Annotated in this window: 13 protein-coding genes, 1 tRNA gene and 2 pseudogenes; 10 read left to right on the top strand and 6 right to left on the bottom strand. The window is 63.7% G+C overall.

All coding sequences use genetic code 11. The features are described from left to right. Positions 1-123: 123 nt before the first annotated feature. On the bottom strand, positions 124-1470 hold the full coding sequence (locus MSIMFI_RS03795) for an adenylate/guanylate cyclase domain-containing protein (protein WP_191496192.1): 1347 nt from the start codon (positions 1468-1470) through the stop codon (positions 124-126). Between the two features lie 181 nt (positions 1471-1651). On the opposite strand from MSIMFI_RS03795, the gene MSIMFI_RS03790 reads away from it, so the two are divergent. Further along, positions 1652-3751, top strand: a complete 2100-nt coding sequence (locus tag MSIMFI_RS03790; protein ID WP_224770066.1) for a DUF7159 family protein — start codon at positions 1652-1654, stop codon at positions 3749-3751. Between the two features lie 7 nt (positions 3752-3758). Here MSIMFI_RS03790 and MSIMFI_RS27775 read toward each other — a convergent pair whose 3' ends face one another. Further along, positions 3759-4067 (bottom strand): hypothetical protein, encoded by a 309-nt coding sequence (locus MSIMFI_RS27775; RefSeq protein ID WP_224770275.1) that lies wholly within the window; start codon positions 4065-4067, stop codon positions 3759-3761. Between MSIMFI_RS27775 and MSIMFI_RS29550 the strand changes: the two are divergent. Continuing rightward, a pseudogene (locus MSIMFI_RS29550) lies at positions 3967-4741 on the top strand (PE family protein). The gene MSIMFI_RS27775 and the pseudogene MSIMFI_RS29550 sit on opposite strands and share 101 nt — an antisense overlap. On the opposite strand, the gene MSIMFI_RS03775 reads toward MSIMFI_RS29550, so the two are convergent. Next, a complete protein-coding gene (locus tag MSIMFI_RS03775; protein WP_191496189.1) occupies positions 4719-7340 on the bottom strand; it encodes a flavin-containing monooxygenase in 2622 nt (873 codons plus the stop codon). The pseudogene MSIMFI_RS29550 and the gene MSIMFI_RS03775 sit on opposite strands and share 23 nt — an antisense overlap. Positions 7341-7533: 193 nt before the next feature. On the opposite strand from MSIMFI_RS03775, the pseudogene MSIMFI_RS29195 reads away from it, so the two are divergent. The 4 genes and pseudogenes from MSIMFI_RS29195 to MSIMFI_RS03755 all read left to right on the top strand — a co-directional run. After that, positions 7534-8067: pseudogene (locus tag MSIMFI_RS29195) on the top strand (PE family protein); the annotation flags it as partial. Positions 8068-8159: 92 nt separating this feature from the next. Beyond that, on the top strand, positions 8160-8420 hold the full coding sequence (locus MSIMFI_RS03765) for a hypothetical protein (RefSeq protein WP_191496187.1): 261 nt from the start codon (positions 8160-8162) through the stop codon (positions 8418-8420). 482 nt (positions 8421-8902) lie between these two features. Beyond that, positions 8903-10024, top strand: a complete 1122-nt coding sequence (locus tag MSIMFI_RS03760) for an ImmA/IrrE family metallo-endopeptidase (RefSeq protein ID WP_224770065.1) — start codon at positions 8903-8905, stop codon at positions 10022-10024. Between the two features lie 22 nt (positions 10025-10046). After that, positions 10047-10652 (top strand): hypothetical protein, encoded by a 606-nt coding sequence (locus tag MSIMFI_RS03755; protein ID WP_191496186.1) that lies wholly within the window; start codon positions 10047-10049, stop codon positions 10650-10652. Positions 10653-10932: 280 nt separating this feature from the next. Here the strand turns inward: MSIMFI_RS03755 and MSIMFI_RS03750 are convergent, their stop codons facing one another. The 3 genes from MSIMFI_RS03750 to MSIMFI_RS03740 all read right to left on the bottom strand — a co-directional run bounded on the left by MSIMFI_RS03750 (position 10933) and on the right by MSIMFI_RS03740 (position 13513). Beyond that, complete coding sequence (locus tag MSIMFI_RS03750) at positions 10933-12309, bottom strand: LPO_1073/Vpar_1526 family protein (protein WP_191496185.1); 1377 nt, start codon at positions 12307-12309, stop codon at positions 10933-10935. An 18-nt stretch (positions 12310-12327) separates the two neighbouring features. Beyond that, positions 12328-13263, bottom strand: coding sequence for a hypothetical protein (locus tag MSIMFI_RS03745; RefSeq protein ID WP_191496184.1), 936 nt, complete (start codon positions 13261-13263; stop codon positions 12328-12330). Positions 13264-13439: 176 nt separating this feature from the next. Further along, a tRNA-Gly gene (locus MSIMFI_RS03740) sits at positions 13440-13513 on the bottom strand. 232 nt (positions 13514-13745) lie between these two features. On the opposite strand from MSIMFI_RS03740, the gene MSIMFI_RS03735 reads away from it, so the two are divergent. From MSIMFI_RS03735 to MSIMFI_RS03720, 4 genes are all read left to right on the top strand, one after another. Further along, positions 13746-14411, top strand: a complete 666-nt coding sequence (locus MSIMFI_RS03735) for a hypothetical protein (RefSeq protein ID WP_191496183.1) — start codon at positions 13746-13748, stop codon at positions 14409-14411. A 39-nt stretch (positions 14412-14450) separates the two neighbouring features. Next, positions 14451-15023 carry a dCTP deaminase gene (gene dcd, locus MSIMFI_RS03730; protein ID WP_186241328.1) on the top strand — a complete coding sequence of 191 codons (573 nt, stop codon included), beginning with the start codon at positions 14451-14453 and terminating at the stop codon, positions 15021-15023. Positions 15024-15699: 676 nt separating this feature from the next. Further along, complete coding sequence (locus tag MSIMFI_RS03725; RefSeq protein ID WP_224770274.1) at positions 15700-17391, top strand: DUF7159 family protein; 1692 nt, start codon at positions 15700-15702, stop codon at positions 17389-17391. Positions 17392-17461: 70 nt separating this feature from the next. Next, positions 17462-18440: DUF7159 family protein (locus MSIMFI_RS03720; protein ID WP_191496181.1), on the top strand; the 979-nt coding region annotated here is incomplete at its 3' end.

Here is an 18440-nt window from a genome sequence, read left to right as displayed (position 1 = left end):
GTTGCGACGCCGGACCCAGCCCTCCAACTCGGCGCGTTCATCCTCGGTCAACACGATCTGCGCGGCATGCGGTGACGGCATCACCCATTCTAACAAGAACCCATGAATTAATGACTCAGGACACTAGGTGGTCGCTGGCGTCGTAACGCGATAGATGTCGATCGCTTCGGGAAGCCCTTTGAGCTGTTGTGCGCCAAGGCTTTCGAAGATGAGTCCCGATCCGGCGGAGAGGTCACGCACGGTCCGGCTCGTCAGCACCTCGCCCGCTCCCGCCAACGCGCCGATGCGAGCGCCGGTGTGTACTGCCATCCCACTCCACTCGTCGCCGCGCCGCTCACATTCACCGGTGTGGATGCCTGCACGTATCCGAATTCCCCGCACTGCGAGTGAGGGCATCAAGGCCAGCGCGCAGCGGACCGCCCTTGTGGGGCCCTCGAAGAGGGCGAAAACACCGTCGCCCGTGTGCTTGGCGCGGACTCCGCCATATTGCGCAAGCATGTAGTCAACGACGCTGTCGTGGATGTCGAGTTGGTGACGCCAGCGCGTATCACCTGCGCTGCAGAGTTGCTCCGTCGAGCTCACGATATCGGTGAACATGACCGTCTTGAGAACACGCTCGTCTGTGGGCGCTTCGGTCCTCTCGAAAACCAAATCGAGGACGATCGGCACGGATTCGCTCACGATGTCGAACGAGCTGTGTGGGCCCGCTGGCAGCGCCTGGAACCGGGCATGAGGGATACCGGCAGCAAGGGCGGCAGTGGCTTCGAACGGCACAAATTGATCCCCGGGCCGCGCGAAGACAAAGGTGGGTGCAGACACTTTGGGAAGCATGTCGCGGACATCGATCTCCATCAGGGCCTGCCACCACAGCCGCGCCATGTGCGGGCTTGCGATCGACCGTTGGAGCTTGCCGAAAAGCTCACGCACTCCGGGTAGGTCGGAGGTGGGACCGTGGAAGAGCTCCACGAGCGCTCCGTCGCCCCAGTGCTCATCGATGTCGTCGAGCTGCGCGGCAATTTCCGCAGGTGTAAAGCCCCACGGGAAATCCGGCAGCTGTTGAGAGAACCGCGCAGCGGTTGCGTACAGGACCAACTTGTCAACTCGGTCGGGGTAGGTCGCCGCGAATAGAACGCTGGTCGATCCGCCCTCACCGGTGCCGAGGAGGATCGGGTGGTCAGCATTGGCCGCATCGCATACCGCCCGCAGATCGTCGATGCGTTCAGTCAACGAAGGCGCTTGGGACACCGGGTCGGAGAGTCCCGCGCCTCGCTTGTCATAAACGACAAACCGTGTTTCTCGCGCGAACTTTTCGATCAGAGGCCCGTAGAGACTCGCTGCGTCGTCGTAGGTATCAACGTTGCCCACCACCCAGCCGGGCACCCACACGACCACCGGCCCCGACTCGCCGAACACTCGATACGCCAGGTGTACGTCGCCATTACGCGCGTAGCGCACCCGCCCATCAGTCACGTCAACATCGTGGCATCACTGCGGTCAGCAGGTCCGCAGATTTAGCGCATCGCGTTCCCGGAAGTCATAGGTACTACCTAGCTGCTACCTAAGCCAATACAGGCTTGCCGAACTAGTTTTCGTGTGGTCGGAGCGGTGCTTTCCGCTGGGCCGTGGCCAGATAGCAAAAATTGGAGTAGCGGTGGACATCGTAGTCGGGCTGTCGATGACACCTGCGGCGATCCGCATGGTGCTGGTTGAGGGGGAAAACGCCGACGGCGCCACGGTCGAAGAAGGCGAGCTGGAGGTTGCGGCCGCCGACTCAGCAACCGATCAGGTGCTCGCCGCCATCCTGGGAAGCCGGGAGGGTGCGGACGAGGCGGGTCACCAGGTCACCTCGATAGGGGTGATCTCGACGGACCAGCTCGAGGCCGCCGCGCTGTGCGACGCGTTGGCCGCTCGCAAGGTCGACAACGTGACGCTGATCTCGGCGTTCCTCGCCGCTGCAGCACTGGCCCAGGCGGTCGGGCGGGCGATCGGTTATGAGCGCATCGCAATGCTTTTCGTCGAGCCCGAGAGCGCGACCTTGGCTGTCGTCGAGGCGGCCGACGGAGCCATCGCCGGCATCCATAAAGAACCGCTGCACAGCGTCGACGCCATGGCGGAGCTGACCGCGTTGGTCGCGGAGGCGGAGGAACTCGAAGCGCGCCCGGACGGCCTGTTCGTCATCGGCTCCGGAGTTGATATCGCCTCCATGAAGGCCCAATTGGAGACTGCGACATCGCTTGCGGTGAATGCGCCAGAGGACCCGGAGACTGCGCTGGCCCGGGGTGCGGCGCTGGCGTCTGCCCATGCATCGCTATTGGCTTCGTCCACCGATACCTTTGTCTACGAGCAGGATTCGGATACCGATGTTCACACCGTTCCTGCCGATGCACTGCGCGGCGAGGGCGACCTCGCCTACAGCGCTGTGCCGGATGAGGACGCCGATGCCCGCACCGCGGTGATGGACACGGCTGAGGAAGCCGATCTGAACGAGGGCCTGCGGCAGCGTAGACCGGTCCTGCTGTTGGGCAGTGTGGCCGCGGTGGCTCTTATCACCGGGGTTGTCGCGCTGGAAGTCGCGTTGGCGCTCGGTATCCGTCAAACGGCCGTCGCAGTGCAGCCCGTGCCTGGCCATAACATGATCGGCCCCTTGCGAGAGCTCCTGCCGGCGCCGGCTGTGGCGTCCGCTACGCAACCGAGATCGAATCAGCAGCAGGTCCCGGTGGCAAAGTTGCCGGCATTGAACGCTTTCGCTCCCCCTCCGCCCGCGGTGTCTCCGGTGCCGGCGGATGCACCGGGGACCGTGCCGGTTCGTCTCGCTCCGCTCGCTCCGGCGCCGGATCCCGGCGTACGGCTCAGCATGCCAACTCCCAACTATCCGATACTCCTGCCGCTGCCAATTGCTCCACCGCGCGAGTCTTCTGTTCCTGTACCAAACGTTCCGGCGCCCCCACTCCCAGTGCCCCTGCCGGTGTCACAGCCGCCGACGTCGGTTCCGGTCTCGCAGCCGCCCACGTCGGTTCCCGTGTCACAGCCGCCTACGACGGTTCCCGTGTCCCAGCCGCCGACGTCGGTTCCGGTGTCACAGCCGCCGACGTCGGTTCCGGTGTCGCAGCCGCCTACGTCGGTTCCGGTGTCACAGCCGCCGACGACAGTTCCTGTGTCACAGCCGCCTACGTCGGTTCCCGTGTCACAGCCGCCGACGACGGTTCCGGTGTCACAGCCGCCTACCACGGTGCCGGTGTCACATCCGCCTTCGCATGTTCCGGTGGCACCGCCACCGGAGTACGTTCCGGAACCTCAAGCACCGGTTAACTTTCCGGCTCTAGAGGCTCCATTGGCTCCAGGCCTGCCGGCTCTGGAGGCCCCACCACCTATTGGTCAGCCGGCCCCGGGGGGCCCACCGGCGCTTGGCTCGCCGGGTCTCGGAGGTGCGCCGGTTCCGGACGTGCCGTCGGTCGTCCCGCAACTGCCGCACTCGTTCACGCCGCCGGTGCAAGAGCCGTCGCCCACTCTCGGCGGAGGCGGCGGTTCCGTCGGCGGCAGTGGAGGCAGCCCCGTCGTCGCCGGAGGCAGCTCTGCCGGAGGCGCGGCTGGCTCCGTCGGTGGTGGGGGAGGCGGCTCCCTCGGTGGCGGGGGCAGTTCCAGCGGCGGCAGCTCCGGCGGACACAGTTCCAGCGGCGGCAGCTCGGGCGGACACAGTTCCAGCGGTGGCAGCTCCGGTGGGCACAGCTCTGGCGGCGGCGGGCACAAGTAGCCCGGTACTACGTTGGCGTGACCGCGGTAATCATCCGTGCCGGGATGGCCATAATTCGGTGCTGACCAGCGCATTTCATAGATATCCACCTTTTATTCAGGTCCGGCTCGAGACGCTTGTCCTTATCAGCAGGTGGCAGGGCGCGGTCACCGGTTATGAGGTGGAACATGTTTGTCAGTGTGGTGCCCCAAACGGTGGCGGCTGCAGGCTCGGACTTGGCGAGAATTAGCTCGACGATCAGCGCGGCAAATGCCGCCGCGGCAATTCCGACTGTCGGCATACAGGTCGCCGCGGCCGACGAAGTATCGGCGGCCATCGCGACGCTTTTCGGCAGCTACGCCCAGGACTATCAGGTGCTCAGTGCCGAGGTCGCCGCGCAGCAAGACCAGTTCGTGGCGGCGTTAAGTGCGGGGCAGCGGCGCTCCCGGCGGCGCAGGTCACGGCGGCGATGGCGTCGCCGGTCCGGGTGGCACCGGTGGGACCGGCGGTACCGGGGCCGCGGGTGGAACTGGCGGTGTCGGCGGCCCCGGCGCGCAAGGCGGTGCGGGAGGTGTCGGTGGCATGGGAGCTCACGGCAATGCCGGGAACGCGGGCATTGTCGGGGGGCAGGGTGGTAACGGCGGTCATGCCGGGTTGTTCAGCGGCAATGGCGGCGACGGCGGTGCGGGCGGGATTGGCGGTGCCGGCGGTGCCGGTGGAGCCGGTGCCGTGGGAGGCCACGGCGGGGCTGGCGGCACCGGCGGAGCCGGCGGGGACGGCGGCCCAGGGGGCCAGGGCGGCACCGGCTCCACTCGTGGCGCTAACGGGGCCGTTGGGAACACAGGTGTGCACGGCATGGGCGGCCTCGAGGGAACGCAGGGCTCCGGCGGCACTGTGATTCCGTCGGATGGTCAAAGCAACGGTCCGCACCCGGTCCCGAGCGAGTACTTAGACCTGGTTTTGAATGCCTCGCGCGACCTCGAACGGCTCAAGCAATACCTGGCAAGCTAACCCGGTTACGAGCTGGCGCGGGATTGGCGGCATCGGCCGCGAAGAATCCGCGCAGCGCGTCGGCGATCCGGGCCCGGATTGGGGTCCCAGAGACGACCACGTCGACCATCGTCACGGACACGTGTGTGTGGCCGCGGGCCCGTACGTGCTCGGTCGGAACCCCTGCTGCGGCAAGCGCTTCGGCGTACGCAACGCCCCCATCGCGCAGCGGGTCGAACTCTGCCGAGACGACGATCGCCGGTGGCAGGTCCGACAGATCCGGCGCGCACAGCGGTGTGATCCTCGGGTCATCCCGTACCTCGGGATCGGCGTACTGATCGAAGAACCACCGCATCAGCGGGGCGGTGAGACCGTAGCCGTCGGCATTCTCGAGGTAGGAGCCGCGGGCCTGATCGGAATCAGTGACAGGAGTGAGCAGCGCCTGGCCGACGATCCTCGGCCGGGCCGCGTCCCTGGCGAGTTGGCAGACCACGGCGGCGATGCCTGCCCCGGCGCTCCACCCGCATACCACCAGCTGTCCGGGGATGCCACCGAGTTCTTCGGCGTGCTCGGCGATCCACTGCACTGCCGCCCAGCCGTCGTCGACCGCGGCGGGAAAGCGGTGCTCGGGGGCGTGCCGGTAGTTCACCGACACAATCAGCGTGTCGCTGCGCACGCAGAGATCGCGACACAACGGATCGTCCGAGATGTGGTCGCCGAGAACCCAACCGCCACCGTGGAAGTAGACGACAACGCCGTGCGGACCCTGGCTCGCCGGTCGATAGAGGCGATAGGCCAGGATTCCCGCGGCGCCGGGCAGTGTTCCGTCGGCGATTTCGCCGACGTCCGGGCCCGGCGGGCGCGCGAGGTTGACCTCGTTCATGAAGGCACGCGCCTGATCGGGCGTCATAGATTCCAGCGGAGGCAGATTCAGCGCCGCCATCTGCTCGAGGACCATCTGGACGTCGGGCTGCAGGCGGCGCACCACGCCGTCTTCGCATCGTGAACCTGTAGGACCGGACAACCTGAACCCCAAGTAGTCGCGGGCCACCACCTCTTCACACGCCGCCCGGTAGAAGTCGACCCCGGCGGTGTAGGCCATGAAGGTGCGGGGCTTGCCCGGTATGTTGGCGCCGACATACCACGAGTTCGCTTGTGGGAAAAGCGTTATCGATGCGGCGTCGTCCGAATGCTGCATCCAGCCAGCCTCGGCAAGCTCGCTGGGTTCGATCCGGTCGAAGCCGTGGGCGTGCATGAATGTCAAGGCGTCAGCGACGAAGTCGACGTGTTGCTCGATCGACACCGCCATGTTCGACAGCACCGACGGGCTGTTGGGGCCCGCGATGAGAAAGAAGTTGGGAAATCCGTTGGTGGTCAGGCCGAGGTAGGTAGACGGACCGTGCGACCACTTGTCCTTCAGCGCAAGTCCGTCACGGCCGACGATGTCAACCGCCGCAACGGCGCCCGTGATTGCGTCGAAGCCGGTGGCGAACACGATCGCGTCGAACTCGAAAGATTCGCCGACCGTGTCGATTCCGTTCTGGGTAACGCCTACCAACGGCTGGTTCTGCAGGTTCACCAGCCGCACATGGGGCAGATTGAAGGTGGCGTAGTAATCGGTGTCTAGGCACAGCCGTTTTGCGCCGATCGGATAGCTTGTGGGGCAAAGCGCTTCCGCTGTCTGTGGATCGTGCACGATACCGCTAATCTTGCCGCGGACAAAATCGGCAAAGTCCTTGTTGGCCAAAGGATTACTCATCACATCGGCGTAGAGGTTGAGCACCTCCAGGAGTTCGCCGCGCTGCCAGGCGCGTTCGTATCGCTGCTGGCGTTCGTCGGCAGACACCGAGAACGCCGGAGTGATCGAGCGTTCCAATGGCACCCCGCCGAAGGAATATCTCGCCGCCTCACGGTAGGTCCTCTCGTCGGCCAGTTGGGCGAGCTTCTCCGGCGAGATCGGCCCGTTGTGGGCGGGGATCGAAAAGCACGGCGTGCGCTGGAAGACCACCAACCGGGCTGCCTGCGCGGCGATGAGTGGGATCGACTGGATCCCCGACGACCCAGTGCCGACGACACCGACGCGTTTACCGGTGAAGTCGACGGGTTCGTGGGGCCAGCGACTCGTGAAATACATGTCGCCGGTGAAGTTTTCGATGCCAGCGATGTCGAGGTCCTTGGGTATCGAGAGACAACCGGTCGCCATCACGAGATAGCGGCAGGCGATTTCGTCGCCGCGATCGGTGCGCACGCGGTACCCAGACGATCCGTCGTCCCAGTGCGCATGCGTGACCCGGGTGCCGAACTGGATGTCGCGACGAAGGTCGTGCTTGTCGGCGACGTGGTTCAGGTACCGCAGGATCTCGGGCTGAGTCGCATACTTCTCCGACCACTGCCAGTCGCGTGACCAATCCGGGTCGAAGCTGAACATGTAGTCGACGCTGGGGATGTCGACGCGTGCGCCGGGGTAGCGGTTCCAGTACCAGGTGCCGCCGATGTCGTCGCCCGCCTCGAATATGCGCATCGAATGATCCGCGAGGCGAAGACGGTATGCGGCGTACAGACCCGCGAAGCCGGCGCCCACGACCACAACGTCCACATCGGGGCGGTTTGCATCAACCATGTGACCATCATGGCTTGTGCGGGATGCTGGGTGTAGGTCAAACGACCGCGATGACTGCAGCCGTTGCGGCACGGTATGAGCCGCGGGTGCAAATCCGTCGCGAAATGAACTTGGGATCGGTAGGGGCCGGGCAACGATACGGTTTTGCCATCGGGTGATCCGCGGGCGGTCGCCGCATCGTTCGGAGGTCGGGATGTCTTTTTTGAGCGCGGTGCCGGAGTATGTGACGGCTGCGGCCTCGGATTTGGCCAACGTCGCTTCGACGATCAGCGCGGCCAATGCAGCGGCGGCGACCCACACATCTGCGGTGCTGGCCGCGGGCGGCGATGAGGTATCGGCAGCGGTCGCAATGATGTTCAGCGCGCACGGCCAGGCCTATCAGTCGCTCAGTGCTCAGGCCGCGGGATTTCACCAGCAATTCGTCCAGCTTCTGAATGCGAGTGCGGGCTCGTATGCGAGTGCCGAGGCCACCAATGCCGGCCCCCTGCAGGGATTGCTCGACGCGATCAATGGACCCGTCGAGACGATTCTGGGGCGCCCGCTGATCGGCGACGGCGCCAACGGCGTCGACGGAACCGGCTCCAACGGCCAGAACGGCGGGTTGTTGTGGGGCAACGGTGGCAACGGCGGTGCCGGCGGCCCCGGCAGAAAGGGGGGGGGGGGGGGGGAAGGGGGGGGTTTTTTTGGGCAAGGGGGGGGGGGGGGGGGGGGGGGGGGGGGGGGTTTATGGGGTGGGTGGGGTTGGGGGGGGGGGGGGGGAGGGGCCCCGGCCGTTTCGCGTGGGGGGGGGGTGGGGGGGGGGGGTCTTTTTCCGGCGGCGTGGGAGGGGTAGGCGGGCTAGGCGGCCTCGGCGGCATCATCTTCGGCTTGGGCGGCCATGGCGGCAACGGCTACGGCGCGGCCGACTTGTCCAGCGGGGGCAATGGCGCCCAGGGCGGCTACGGAGGCATCTTCTTCGGCATCGGAGGCGCCGGCGGCAACGGCGGCATCGGTGTCACCGCGGGCCAGGGCGGCCCCGGGGGCTTCGGTGCGTATATCTTTTTCGGTCCCAACGGAGCGCCCGGGGTGACACCAGCGTGAATTCGGTTGGCGCGCTATGACGTTGACCTCAGGCCACGTGCTGGTGTGATGACCCGGTAGTCATCGACCGCATCTGCGGCTGTGCATGGGGGTCGATCGCACCCCCAGCCGTATCGCCTTGACGCATGGTCGAACCCCTTGTAGCAGTATCGGATTCGTCTGTCCAAGGTTGTTGCCGTCTGTCACCCTCTTGGGTCGTTTGGGCGGTGGTGCGTCGGGCGGGTCGTGACAGCGCCGTGACAGCGGGGCACTGCGTGGCGCGTTTGCTCGCACGTAGCAGCTCGCAATGGTGCGGAGCCGCAGGGAACTCGACGCCTAGGCCCAGCGTCCGAACTGATGTGGACGAATTCGTATGGCCTCCCGTCGTGGGTTCTTCGCCATCGGCGGAAGGAGCAGAGTCGCGTCGACCGAGCCGGAGATTTCTCGTAAATCGCCTGATCAGCAGCGTTGGGATTTTCCCAACGCCTCGTTACACTGACGTTGTGGACGCCGACATTGGCGAACGAGTTCGCTCCTGCATCGCGGAGTTGGAACCGCCGCGCAGTCACCGTGCCATTGCTCAGTCGATCAGGATGACGCCTGACGCTTTCTCGCGGTCGCTCAATGGTGCGCGATCGTTCTCGTCTATCGAGATAGCTCGGCTCGCGGATGAGCTGGGCCAGGACGTGCACTGGCTTATCACCGGTCAACCCGACCCGATGCGCCCGCGCCTGGCTGCCCGCCACTTCTACGATCCAGACACACGCAGCCACGAGGTGCCTGACCGCGAGCAGGACGAGGCTGTCCTACTCGACATCGCGCTCGCCTACCGACAGGCATATCCGCACGACACGGGCTCTAGCCGGTGGAAGCAACCCACCACCGTCGAAGAGATACGCGATAGGTTGCAGCCCAATTTCGTTCGCCCATTCATCGAGCGAGTCGAGCAGAACCTTGGCATTGACGTGGTGCGGCTAAAGGAGATATCGCATTCCTACACGCTCACGATTGGTAGCCACACCGTCATCGTGATCCCGGCTTCGGGGAGCTGGTTCTACGAAAATTGGTCTATCGCACACGAATTGGGGCATGTTGCAGCCCAGGATATGGACACCGACTTACCCACCACGAAGCGGCGCGAACACGAGACTCGCGCCAATGCATTCGCGGCCGAATTGCTACTGCCAATACACGACGTGAAGCCGGTGGCCTGGTCGACGGTCACCAAAGAACAACTCGCGCAATTCCTTTGGGATCACGGCGTGTCCATGATTGCGTTACAGAACCGGCTTGCTGCTCTTCGTATACGGATGCCCGAATTGATAACACGCTGGGCGGCGGCGGGAACCTTCCACCTACTGCGGCTGGCGGGCGAGAACCTCGACGGCAAGGGTACGCCGTCCGGGCATTTGGTGGCAGAGCGGCGGCGGGGCGCCAGCGAACGACGGTTCCCCATCGGCCTGCAAGAGGCACACATGAAGCGCATCGCCCATGGCCAACTTGGGAACGAGACGCTTGCATGGATGCTCGGTGTCGACGTCGACAGACTCGATACCGAGATAGACGCGCCGCCCGAACCCGCGACTGTGGATGCTGGTCATCTCGCGGAGATGTTGGGCTTCTGACGAAGAACAGAGCACAGCATCCGTGGTCAACTTCTTCTTCGCGGACAACACGGTCCTGGTGTCGTTCGCGATCATTGGGCGGATGGATCTGCTTGAAACGCTCTTCTGTGGTAGGGGTCGTTGGTGCCCGACGGTTCGGGATGAGTGCCTCGAATCCGCGAAACAACCGGACCTCGAATCGATAGCGGCCGCTGAAGGCTTCCTCGGCGAACCGGTCCCACCAACTACTCCTGAATTACGGCTGACGCGGGAATTCCGTGACCAGCTCGCCGGACCACAAGAACGGAATCCGAGGAAGCATCTCGGTGAAGCGGAGACGCTCGCCGTCATGGTGCAGCGGTATGGTTCGGAAATCCTCGTCACCGATGACCGCTCCGCAAGGCGGCTAGCGGCGGAGCACAACATCGTGGTGGTCACCACATTGACCCTGTTGCAGATGGTCGTCAGAGTGGGCCTTGCCGCCCCCGAAGACGTATTGGAGTATCTACAGCTACTGCGTCCGCGCGGCGCTCCGTACATCCGAGGGGTTACCGATCTACGCGCTTGGGCTGGCTGTCATCCTCTTGCCGCTGCAGCCGAACCCGACGACACGGATGATGCGGCGGATGACCGAGAACTAGACGACTAAACTAAAGCCCCCCCATTCTGCGGCGAGATCGTCGTCGGCGTCGACAATCTGCACGGTGCCGTTCGGGTGGACGCCCGCCCGACGCCACGTCGGCGTGTGCTTGTCCTCGCTTTGACGGCACCGCCCGGGCACACTCCAGGCCGGGACACGGGCCACGCCAACGTTCGGACAACGCTAGACGTATACACCCGTTCAACACCGATGACCACGCCGACGCGATGCGGAAGCTCGGCGCAATGGAGCAACCAGCCGAGGCCGGGAACGTGGTCCGGCTGCGAGGTTAGCCCTCGTCGTCAAAGATCTTGTCAATGAGGGTGGCTAGTTGTGGTGCCCGAGAATTCATCTCGTGTTGAGCCAACACGAAGCCGACGGGTTGCATCGGAAAGTGCAAGGCTCCTGTTTTTTGTATGGTGTCGAGCAGGGTAGCAAGCGCTGGTTTCGACTCGGAGATTCGTTTCTTGAAGTCATCGAGACTGATAGTTCGTGCCAGGACAATTGCTCGCAATTCCTTCTCGGCTTCTGTCATGTACTTCTCTGCATCATGGGTGGTGCCGAGGACCTTTGCGACTCGATCCGGCGCTACACGAAATCGTGCGCCCTCCTGGGAGATTAAGGTGCCCCGATCGGTTACTCGCACATCGTCTTCACTCTCTGCGAATATCAACAACAACCGCTCGGATTCCTCATTGTACGGACCATCCTCGCTCAGGAATTTGCCCTTTAGATCAGCGGTCCTAAGAGCCGGATACATTGAGTTTCGGTACTTTTTGTACAACGCCTGGTAGGGTTCCCTGGCCCAGGCGCCAAACTGGCCGTCCTCGCAGACGCCGGTCGAGCTCATGTATTGATAGTCCCAGCGGCTAGTAGGAATACGCCCGTAATACGGGCTGAGCAGGGTGTCCAGCGCATGGATAAGCATGTCGGTGTCGTATGGCTCAGCGAACATGAAGTCCGTTATAAACAGCTTGACTGCAAGGGAATTGACGTGCTCGATGGTCAATACCCGGGTGACCTCTACTGCTTGGCGTGGGAAGATCTCCCGACGTGAGCCGACTGGTTGGGCTGCGAGTTCGGCAAGCAGTCCTGAGAGCGTCTCGCCAAGTTGCTTACTTCCGGTCTCGGCGTACGTGCGATGCGCGCTTCCTAGCGGTGCAATATATCTCGGATCTGCGAAGCGATTGAAGAGGTGTGCGTCCTTCACGTTGATGCGGTCTATCAGCATGTCGGTCAACTCGCCGAACCGCTCGTTGAGCGTCTCGTCTACCGCAGCTCTGGCATCGGGCATCGTGATGGCCTTGGTGTCGCGCATCAATTCGTTGCGCCCGGTGTCATTTGAAATCTGCCGAGCTTCGGCGGCCGTGACTACAACGACAGTGTGTCGCTTTCCGGCGACGATGACGTTCCCGCTGACGGGCGATTGGTCGCCCGATATCACGCTTGAGTTGTTGCGGCCGGAGACCTTGCTGATGATGCGGAAGGTGGAGCCGTCGTCGTTCACGCCCAGGGGAAGTGTGATCAAAGCGAGGATCGCAACGCCGCCTAGGACTGCATAGAGCGACCATTGGGGAAGGCGGTTCGCCACCTGTTCCCACGCCAACCACGTGGCGACGGCGACAACGGCCCATTCGCGCAGCCATCTGGCCAACCGTCCGAGCATCGTTGCCACCCTTGCGAGCTACGCCGCCTCGGCGCGCTTGAGACCAATAGCCGACCGAATCACTTCGGAGAAGCCGAAGTACAGGTGGATCAAACCGAGCATGGCCTGCTTAAAGTTGTTGTGCTGGATGGCCTCAAGTTCGGGGTCTTCGGCCAGCTTGTCGTACTCCTCGCTGTGCTTGCCGTAGTGGATCAACTCGCCGTAGTTGAAGAAATTGATCAATTCTGCCGGGTTGACATCGTTGTACATGGCGATGTCATCGATCTGAGTGTCGGACAAACCGTCATTAGCCAGCACCATCCGCGCCACGATGTTTTGGAGAGGTCGGTTCATCAGCTGCGCGCGTGCCTTTCTCCATTGTTGGAGGATGTCCGTCCGCGTATCGGTTTGCTCGTCAGTGAACTGGCGTGCGTACTTATCCAAGATGTTGATAACTGCTGAGAAATCGGGCTCCCCAGTCGAGTTCTCGTGCAGCTGGCGGAATCGGACGGCGAAGCCAACCGTCTCCTCGTCTTTCGTCTCGTTCACCTCCAGGCCCCAATTGCCATGCTCACCCTTCAGCGTGATGCCGCCCTTGTGCGCCACGACGGTGTACTTGGCCGTTTTCTCGCACACGTCGACGAACCTGGTGAGCCTCCGCAGTTCTTTTTCTGGAATCTGACCGGGCAGTGCCGGGAAGTCGGCTGGATCGGGGAGACTGAAGGCGTACGTCAAGAGCTGCCACTGGTAGTCGAAGGTCAACGGGTCCGAACCCAGATGCGCGAGCGGCGGCGGAAAGTTCAGCTTCACCGGAAGCACGGAGTCCTGGTGCGTGATGAACGATGCCGTTAGTGTCCCGCCGTCCTGGCCGCTCGCGGAGCCGTCGCGCATCCCTAGCGGATCGAGCTGCCGTACCGCCCGTGGTCTCTTCTTCTTCTTGCTCATTAATCCCGCTGTAGTCGTGTTCTTGCTCATTAATCCCGCTGTAGTCGTGCTCATCCAGCCGGGAGTATCTCACGAGGGTGCGACACACCCGGACTTGTTTTCGACTAGCCAGGACCTCGGCGCCTTGACCGGGCTACAGAAACCTGCTCGAACTGGTGAGCGAGGCGACAAATACGTCTCAAATACGCCCTAACCAGGGCGTTCCGTGGAGCCGATGACGGGAATCGAACCCGCGTTCTCAGCTTGGGAAGCTGATGTTCTGCCATTGAACTACATCGGCACGTGCTCACGAAGGCTAGCATCCACCGACAGGTGATCGTCGGCCGATCCGATCAACGGCGCCATAGTCCCATCAGTCGGTAAATGGTTGTCGCGCTTAAGGAATACGAGAAAGATCACAAATTCAGCGAAGTGCTTAACCTCAGATTGAGGCCGCTACCAGCCCGGGAAGCCGCAAGAAAGCTCAATAGTTATTCTTTCGTTATTTGCCGTTATCTCGTATGGTGCCTTTCGTGGGTCGACATCAATTGGCGAGGAAGCCACGAAAGCGAAAGCCATCAGTGGTTCTGGCTGCGGTCATTGCCCCAGCCGCCGTGCTTTTCGCAGCCGGTGGCGACGTATACCCAGGCGCCGCCCGTGAAGATGTCAAACAGGTTGTTGCCGGCGTTGAGCCGTGTTGCCTCGAGATTGTGACGGCGCCACCGGGATTCTCGGCGAACCTTCCACATGACGCCGTCGGCATGCACTTCGCGGCGGTCGAGCTTGCCGCAGCATCGCGATACCGGGTTGACAACCGCGTCTTGCCCGTTGGCGTGGCGCCCGAACAGGGTCTACAAGTCAGAACCATCTTGGTGGCCCGGAGTATCAGTGCGATATTTCCTGAGATTCACGAAATCGGCGGCGTTCGCCCGGATGCGCTCCGATGGCATCCCAACGGTTTGGCGCTCGATGTAATGGTGCCCGACCCCGGCAGCGCCGATGGCATAGCGCTGGGCAATGAGATCGTTGCGTACGCGCTGCAGAACGCGACCCGATTCGGAATCCAGGACGTGATTTGGCGTGGTGTCTACTACACGCCCGGCGGTGGGCAGACTGGCGGTTACGGCCACTATGACCACATCCACATCACCACTACCGGGGGCGGATACCCCACCGGCGAGGAAATCTACGTCCGCTGAGCTGGACGGCTAGCGTTCAGCAGCAGATACGCTCGTCGGGTGCTGCTCTCCGATCGTGACCTCAGAGCCGAAATCGCCGCCGGACGGTTGGGTGTCGATCCTTACGACGACAGTCTTGTTCAGCCCTCTAGCATCGATGTCCGGCTCGACTGTATGTTCCGGGTCTTTAACAACACCCGCTACACCCATATCGACCCCGCCCAGCAACAGGACGAGCTGACGAGTCTGGTGCAACCTGTCGACGGAGAACCGTTCGTGCTACACCCGGGTGAGTTCGTACTCGGCTCGACGCTGGAACTGTGCACGCTGCCGGACGACCTCGCGGGGCGGCTGGAAGGCAAGTCCTCGCTGGGCCGGCTGGGCCTGTTGACGCACTCGACCGCGGGGTTCATCGATCCCGGCTTCAGTGGCCACATCACGCTGGAGCTATCCAACGTCGCGAACCTGCCGATCACGCTGTGGCCGGGCATGAAAATCGGCCAGTTGTGCATCTTGCGATTGACCAGCCCGTCTGAGCATCCCTACGGCAGTTCGCGAGTGGGGTCTAAATATCAGGGTCAGCGTGGTCCTACGCCGTCCCGTTCGTACCAGAACTTCATCAAGTCGACTTAGTTGGCGCGGCTAAGGTGAGATCATTCCCATAGACGATAATCGTATATAAAAACGATTGCATGGGTATACTAATACAGTATTTGCGCGCCTCGTTGCGTGCACTACGCTCGTAACTGGCCTGCACAATCTTGGGAGCACTCTTGGACGTGGTACTCGGGATTTCCGGCGACGTTCGCGCTCCCAATCAATGCACCGTACGGCGCAGGCCGGTCCTACTGATCGGTCGCGGGCTGGCGGCGGTTGCCATCGGTGCGGGGGTGGTGCTGGGAATTGTGCCGGCGATCGGTAACCGTGCGACAGTCGCTTTGCGGCCGAGCTCCAGCGAAAGCCGGTTCGTAGCATCGACTGAGCAGGCGCCCGCGCCAACTCAAGTGGTCCCTCCGCCGAGCCGCGGCCCTGGTGCTGGTGGTCCTGTTAGCGGATACCGGCGTTGCGTGTATCAGCCCGGACCGGCGGTGTATATGTGCTGGTGGCAATGGGCATGACGAGGTCTTTACTCTCGCAAGCCGTTGCGGCAATACATTGGCTGTTAGCGGACCGCGGTCCTCGCGGCCAGATGGTGACTGGCTAGCTTCATAAGGTCCACCTAGCTCCGGCATAGCTTGACCGGCAACTATTGAAACCGGGCTTTCCCTCCGCCCAGACCGTGGCCGTACGCAAGACCTTGGGAGGGGTTTTGGACGTCGTACTCGGGGTTTCGATGGCACCGTCGTCGGTCCGGATGGCGTTGATCGAGGGCGAAGACGGCGACGGCGCAATCATCGAAGAAGACAGCTTCCGGGTGGGGCGCGATCGCGCTGCCAGCGCATCCGATCAGGTGATAGCCGCGATCCTGGGTACTCGCGAAGGCGCTGCCGACGCTGGCCTTCGCGTGTCCTCCATCGGTGTGACCTGGACCGATCAGCTTCAGGCGGCGGCGCTGCGCGACTCGCTAGCTGCCTACAAGGTCGAGAACGTGATGCTCGTCTCCGCGTTTTTGGCTGCGGCCGCGCTGGGTCAGGCTGTCGGTGGTGCGGTCGGCTACGAGCACACCGCCGTGCTGTACATCGAGCCCGACAGCGCAACTCTGGCCGTGGTGGACACCGCTGATGGGTCGGTTAGCGACCTGCACCGCAAGCTCCTGGCCCAGGATGACGACGCCGCGCTGGCCGAACTGGTCGAGATGGTTTCTAGTGCTGAGTCGATGGATGCGCACCCTGACGGTGTTTACGTCGTGGGCTCCGGCGTCGACGTCCCTCTGATCAAGCCAGCGTTGGATGAGGCGACGTCACTGACGGTGAGTGTGCCCGAGGAGCATGAGATGGCGCTGGCTCGGGGCGCGGCACTGGCGTCGGGCAGTGCGCCGTTGTTTGTTTCGTCCACCGCCGCTCTCGCCTACGCGCAGGATGCCGAGTATCTCCGAGGCGCCGACCCTGCGAGCGAGGGCGACGGCACCTACAGCGCAATGCCGGACGGCGGGTCCGACGTTGCAGCCGCCCGTTCCCGACCGGGCCTGTTGATCGGAAGCGCAGTGGCCGTGGTCGCCATCGCCGCCGTGGTGGCGCTGGAGATCGCGTTGGTGCTCGGCATCCGTCCAACTGTCGGTTTAGCGCCGGCTCCCAGCGAAAACCACTTCGTCGCTCCGACCCAGCCGGCGCCCGTGCCGACGCAGGAGGCGGCGCCGCCGCCGAAAATCGATGTGCCGGTGCTCAGCGAGCCGCCCCCCGCCGCGAGCCCGCACGTGCCGGCCCCCGTGCCCGCGGCTCCTGCCGCGCCGGCTCCCGCCGCGCGGGTCCCGGCCGCACCGGTTCCGGTACCCGCGCCGGCTCCAGCCGCCCCTGCCCCAGCTGCGCCGGTCCCGGTACCGGCGCCGGCGGCGCCCCGTCCGGTTATCGTTCCGCCCTTGGTTCCGATTCTTGCGCCGCCCGTTCAGCTGCCTATTCCTGACACGCTGCTACGGCCGCCCGCGCCCCAGCCTCCGGTGCGGGTGCCGCAGCTGCAACCGAAGGCGCCCCAACCTCGTCCTCAGCTTCCGGCGTTACCACCACGCGTCACGCTCCCGGCTCCGCAGGCACCGGTGCAGCAAGGTCCTCCGGGGCGTGGCCCGTCACCAAAGCCGGGGCGTGGCCCGTTCGGAGGCGGTGGCCCCGGCGGCGGTCATGGTGGTCCCTTCGGGGGTGGCGGTCATGGTGGTCCCTTTGGGGGTGGTGGCCATGGTGGTCCCTTTGGGGGTGGTGGCCATGGTGGTCCCTTCGGTGGCGGCGGTCATGGTGGTCCCTTCGGGGGTGGCGGTCATGGTGGTCCCTTCGGGGGTGGTGGTCATGGTGGTCCCTTCGGCGGTGGCCATGGTGGTGGCTTCGGTGGCGGTGGAGGTCACGGACATAGATAGGCCGCGCGGGTAGGGTTGTTCTACAAGGGTTGGGGACCCACGCACAGTGCAAATCTGGTATGGGGGAGTTTTGGACACCGTACTTGGTGTGTCGGTAGCGCCAACGGCAGTCCGGATGGTGCTAGTTGAAGGTGAGAACGGCGACGGCGTAACCGTCGATGAAGACAACTTCGCCTTCAATACTGAAGCCGCTGAGCCGGATGTGACTACGGCCAACGCGGCCGAGCAGGTGATCTCGGCGATCCTGGGAACCAGGGAGGGTGCCGCTGAGGGTGGTTACCAGCTGGCGTCGACCGGTGTGACCTGGATAGACCCCACCCAGGCCACCGCACTGCGGGACGCGTTGGTCTCCCACAAGATCGAGAACGTCATGCTGGTCTCGGCGTTTCTGGCCGCGGCTGCGCTGGCTCAAGCGGTCGGCAATGAAACCAACTACGCTCATACCGCGCTGCTGTTCATCGAGCCTGACACCGCGACCTTGGCGGTCGTCGACAGCGCCGATGGTTCTATCGCCGATATTCATCGACAGCCGTTGCCTGATGACGACGACGTCGCGGTGGCTCAGCTAACGGAAATAGTCTCCGGCGTTGAGGACTTGGAGACACATCCGGACGCGGTGTTTCTTGTCGGTTCTGATGTCGACATCCCGTTGATCAAGCCGACGCTGGAAGCCGCGACCTCGCTTCCGGTGACTGCGCCCGAGGAGCCGGAAACGGCATTAGCGCGCGGGGCGGCGCTGGCGTCGGCGAATACACCGTTATTTGTGTCCTCCACGGCGGCGCGAGCCTATGCGCAGGACCCCGGCACGGGTGGACTCAACTCATACACGCTCGATGCTGCCTATTTCGACGACGTCTCGGACGCCGTGAATACCGGCGACAGCGCGCTCGCGTACAGCGCCGTCCCAGACTCTGTCGATCATCATCCGGCTGATCAGCACGAACGGAAGTCTTTCGCCCTGGTCGGCAGCGCACTGGCGTCGATCTTCATCATTGGAGTGGCGGCACTGGTCGCGGCGTTGGCGATCAGTATCCGGTCATCGTCCGATG

This window comes from Mycobacterium simulans (genome assembly GCF_900232995.1).
GTDB lineage: Bacteria > Actinomycetota > Actinomycetes > Mycobacteriales > Mycobacteriaceae > Mycobacterium > Mycobacterium simulans.
Note: the sequence above shows the minus strand (reverse complement) of the source record. Positions and strands in the feature narration are given on the sequence as shown.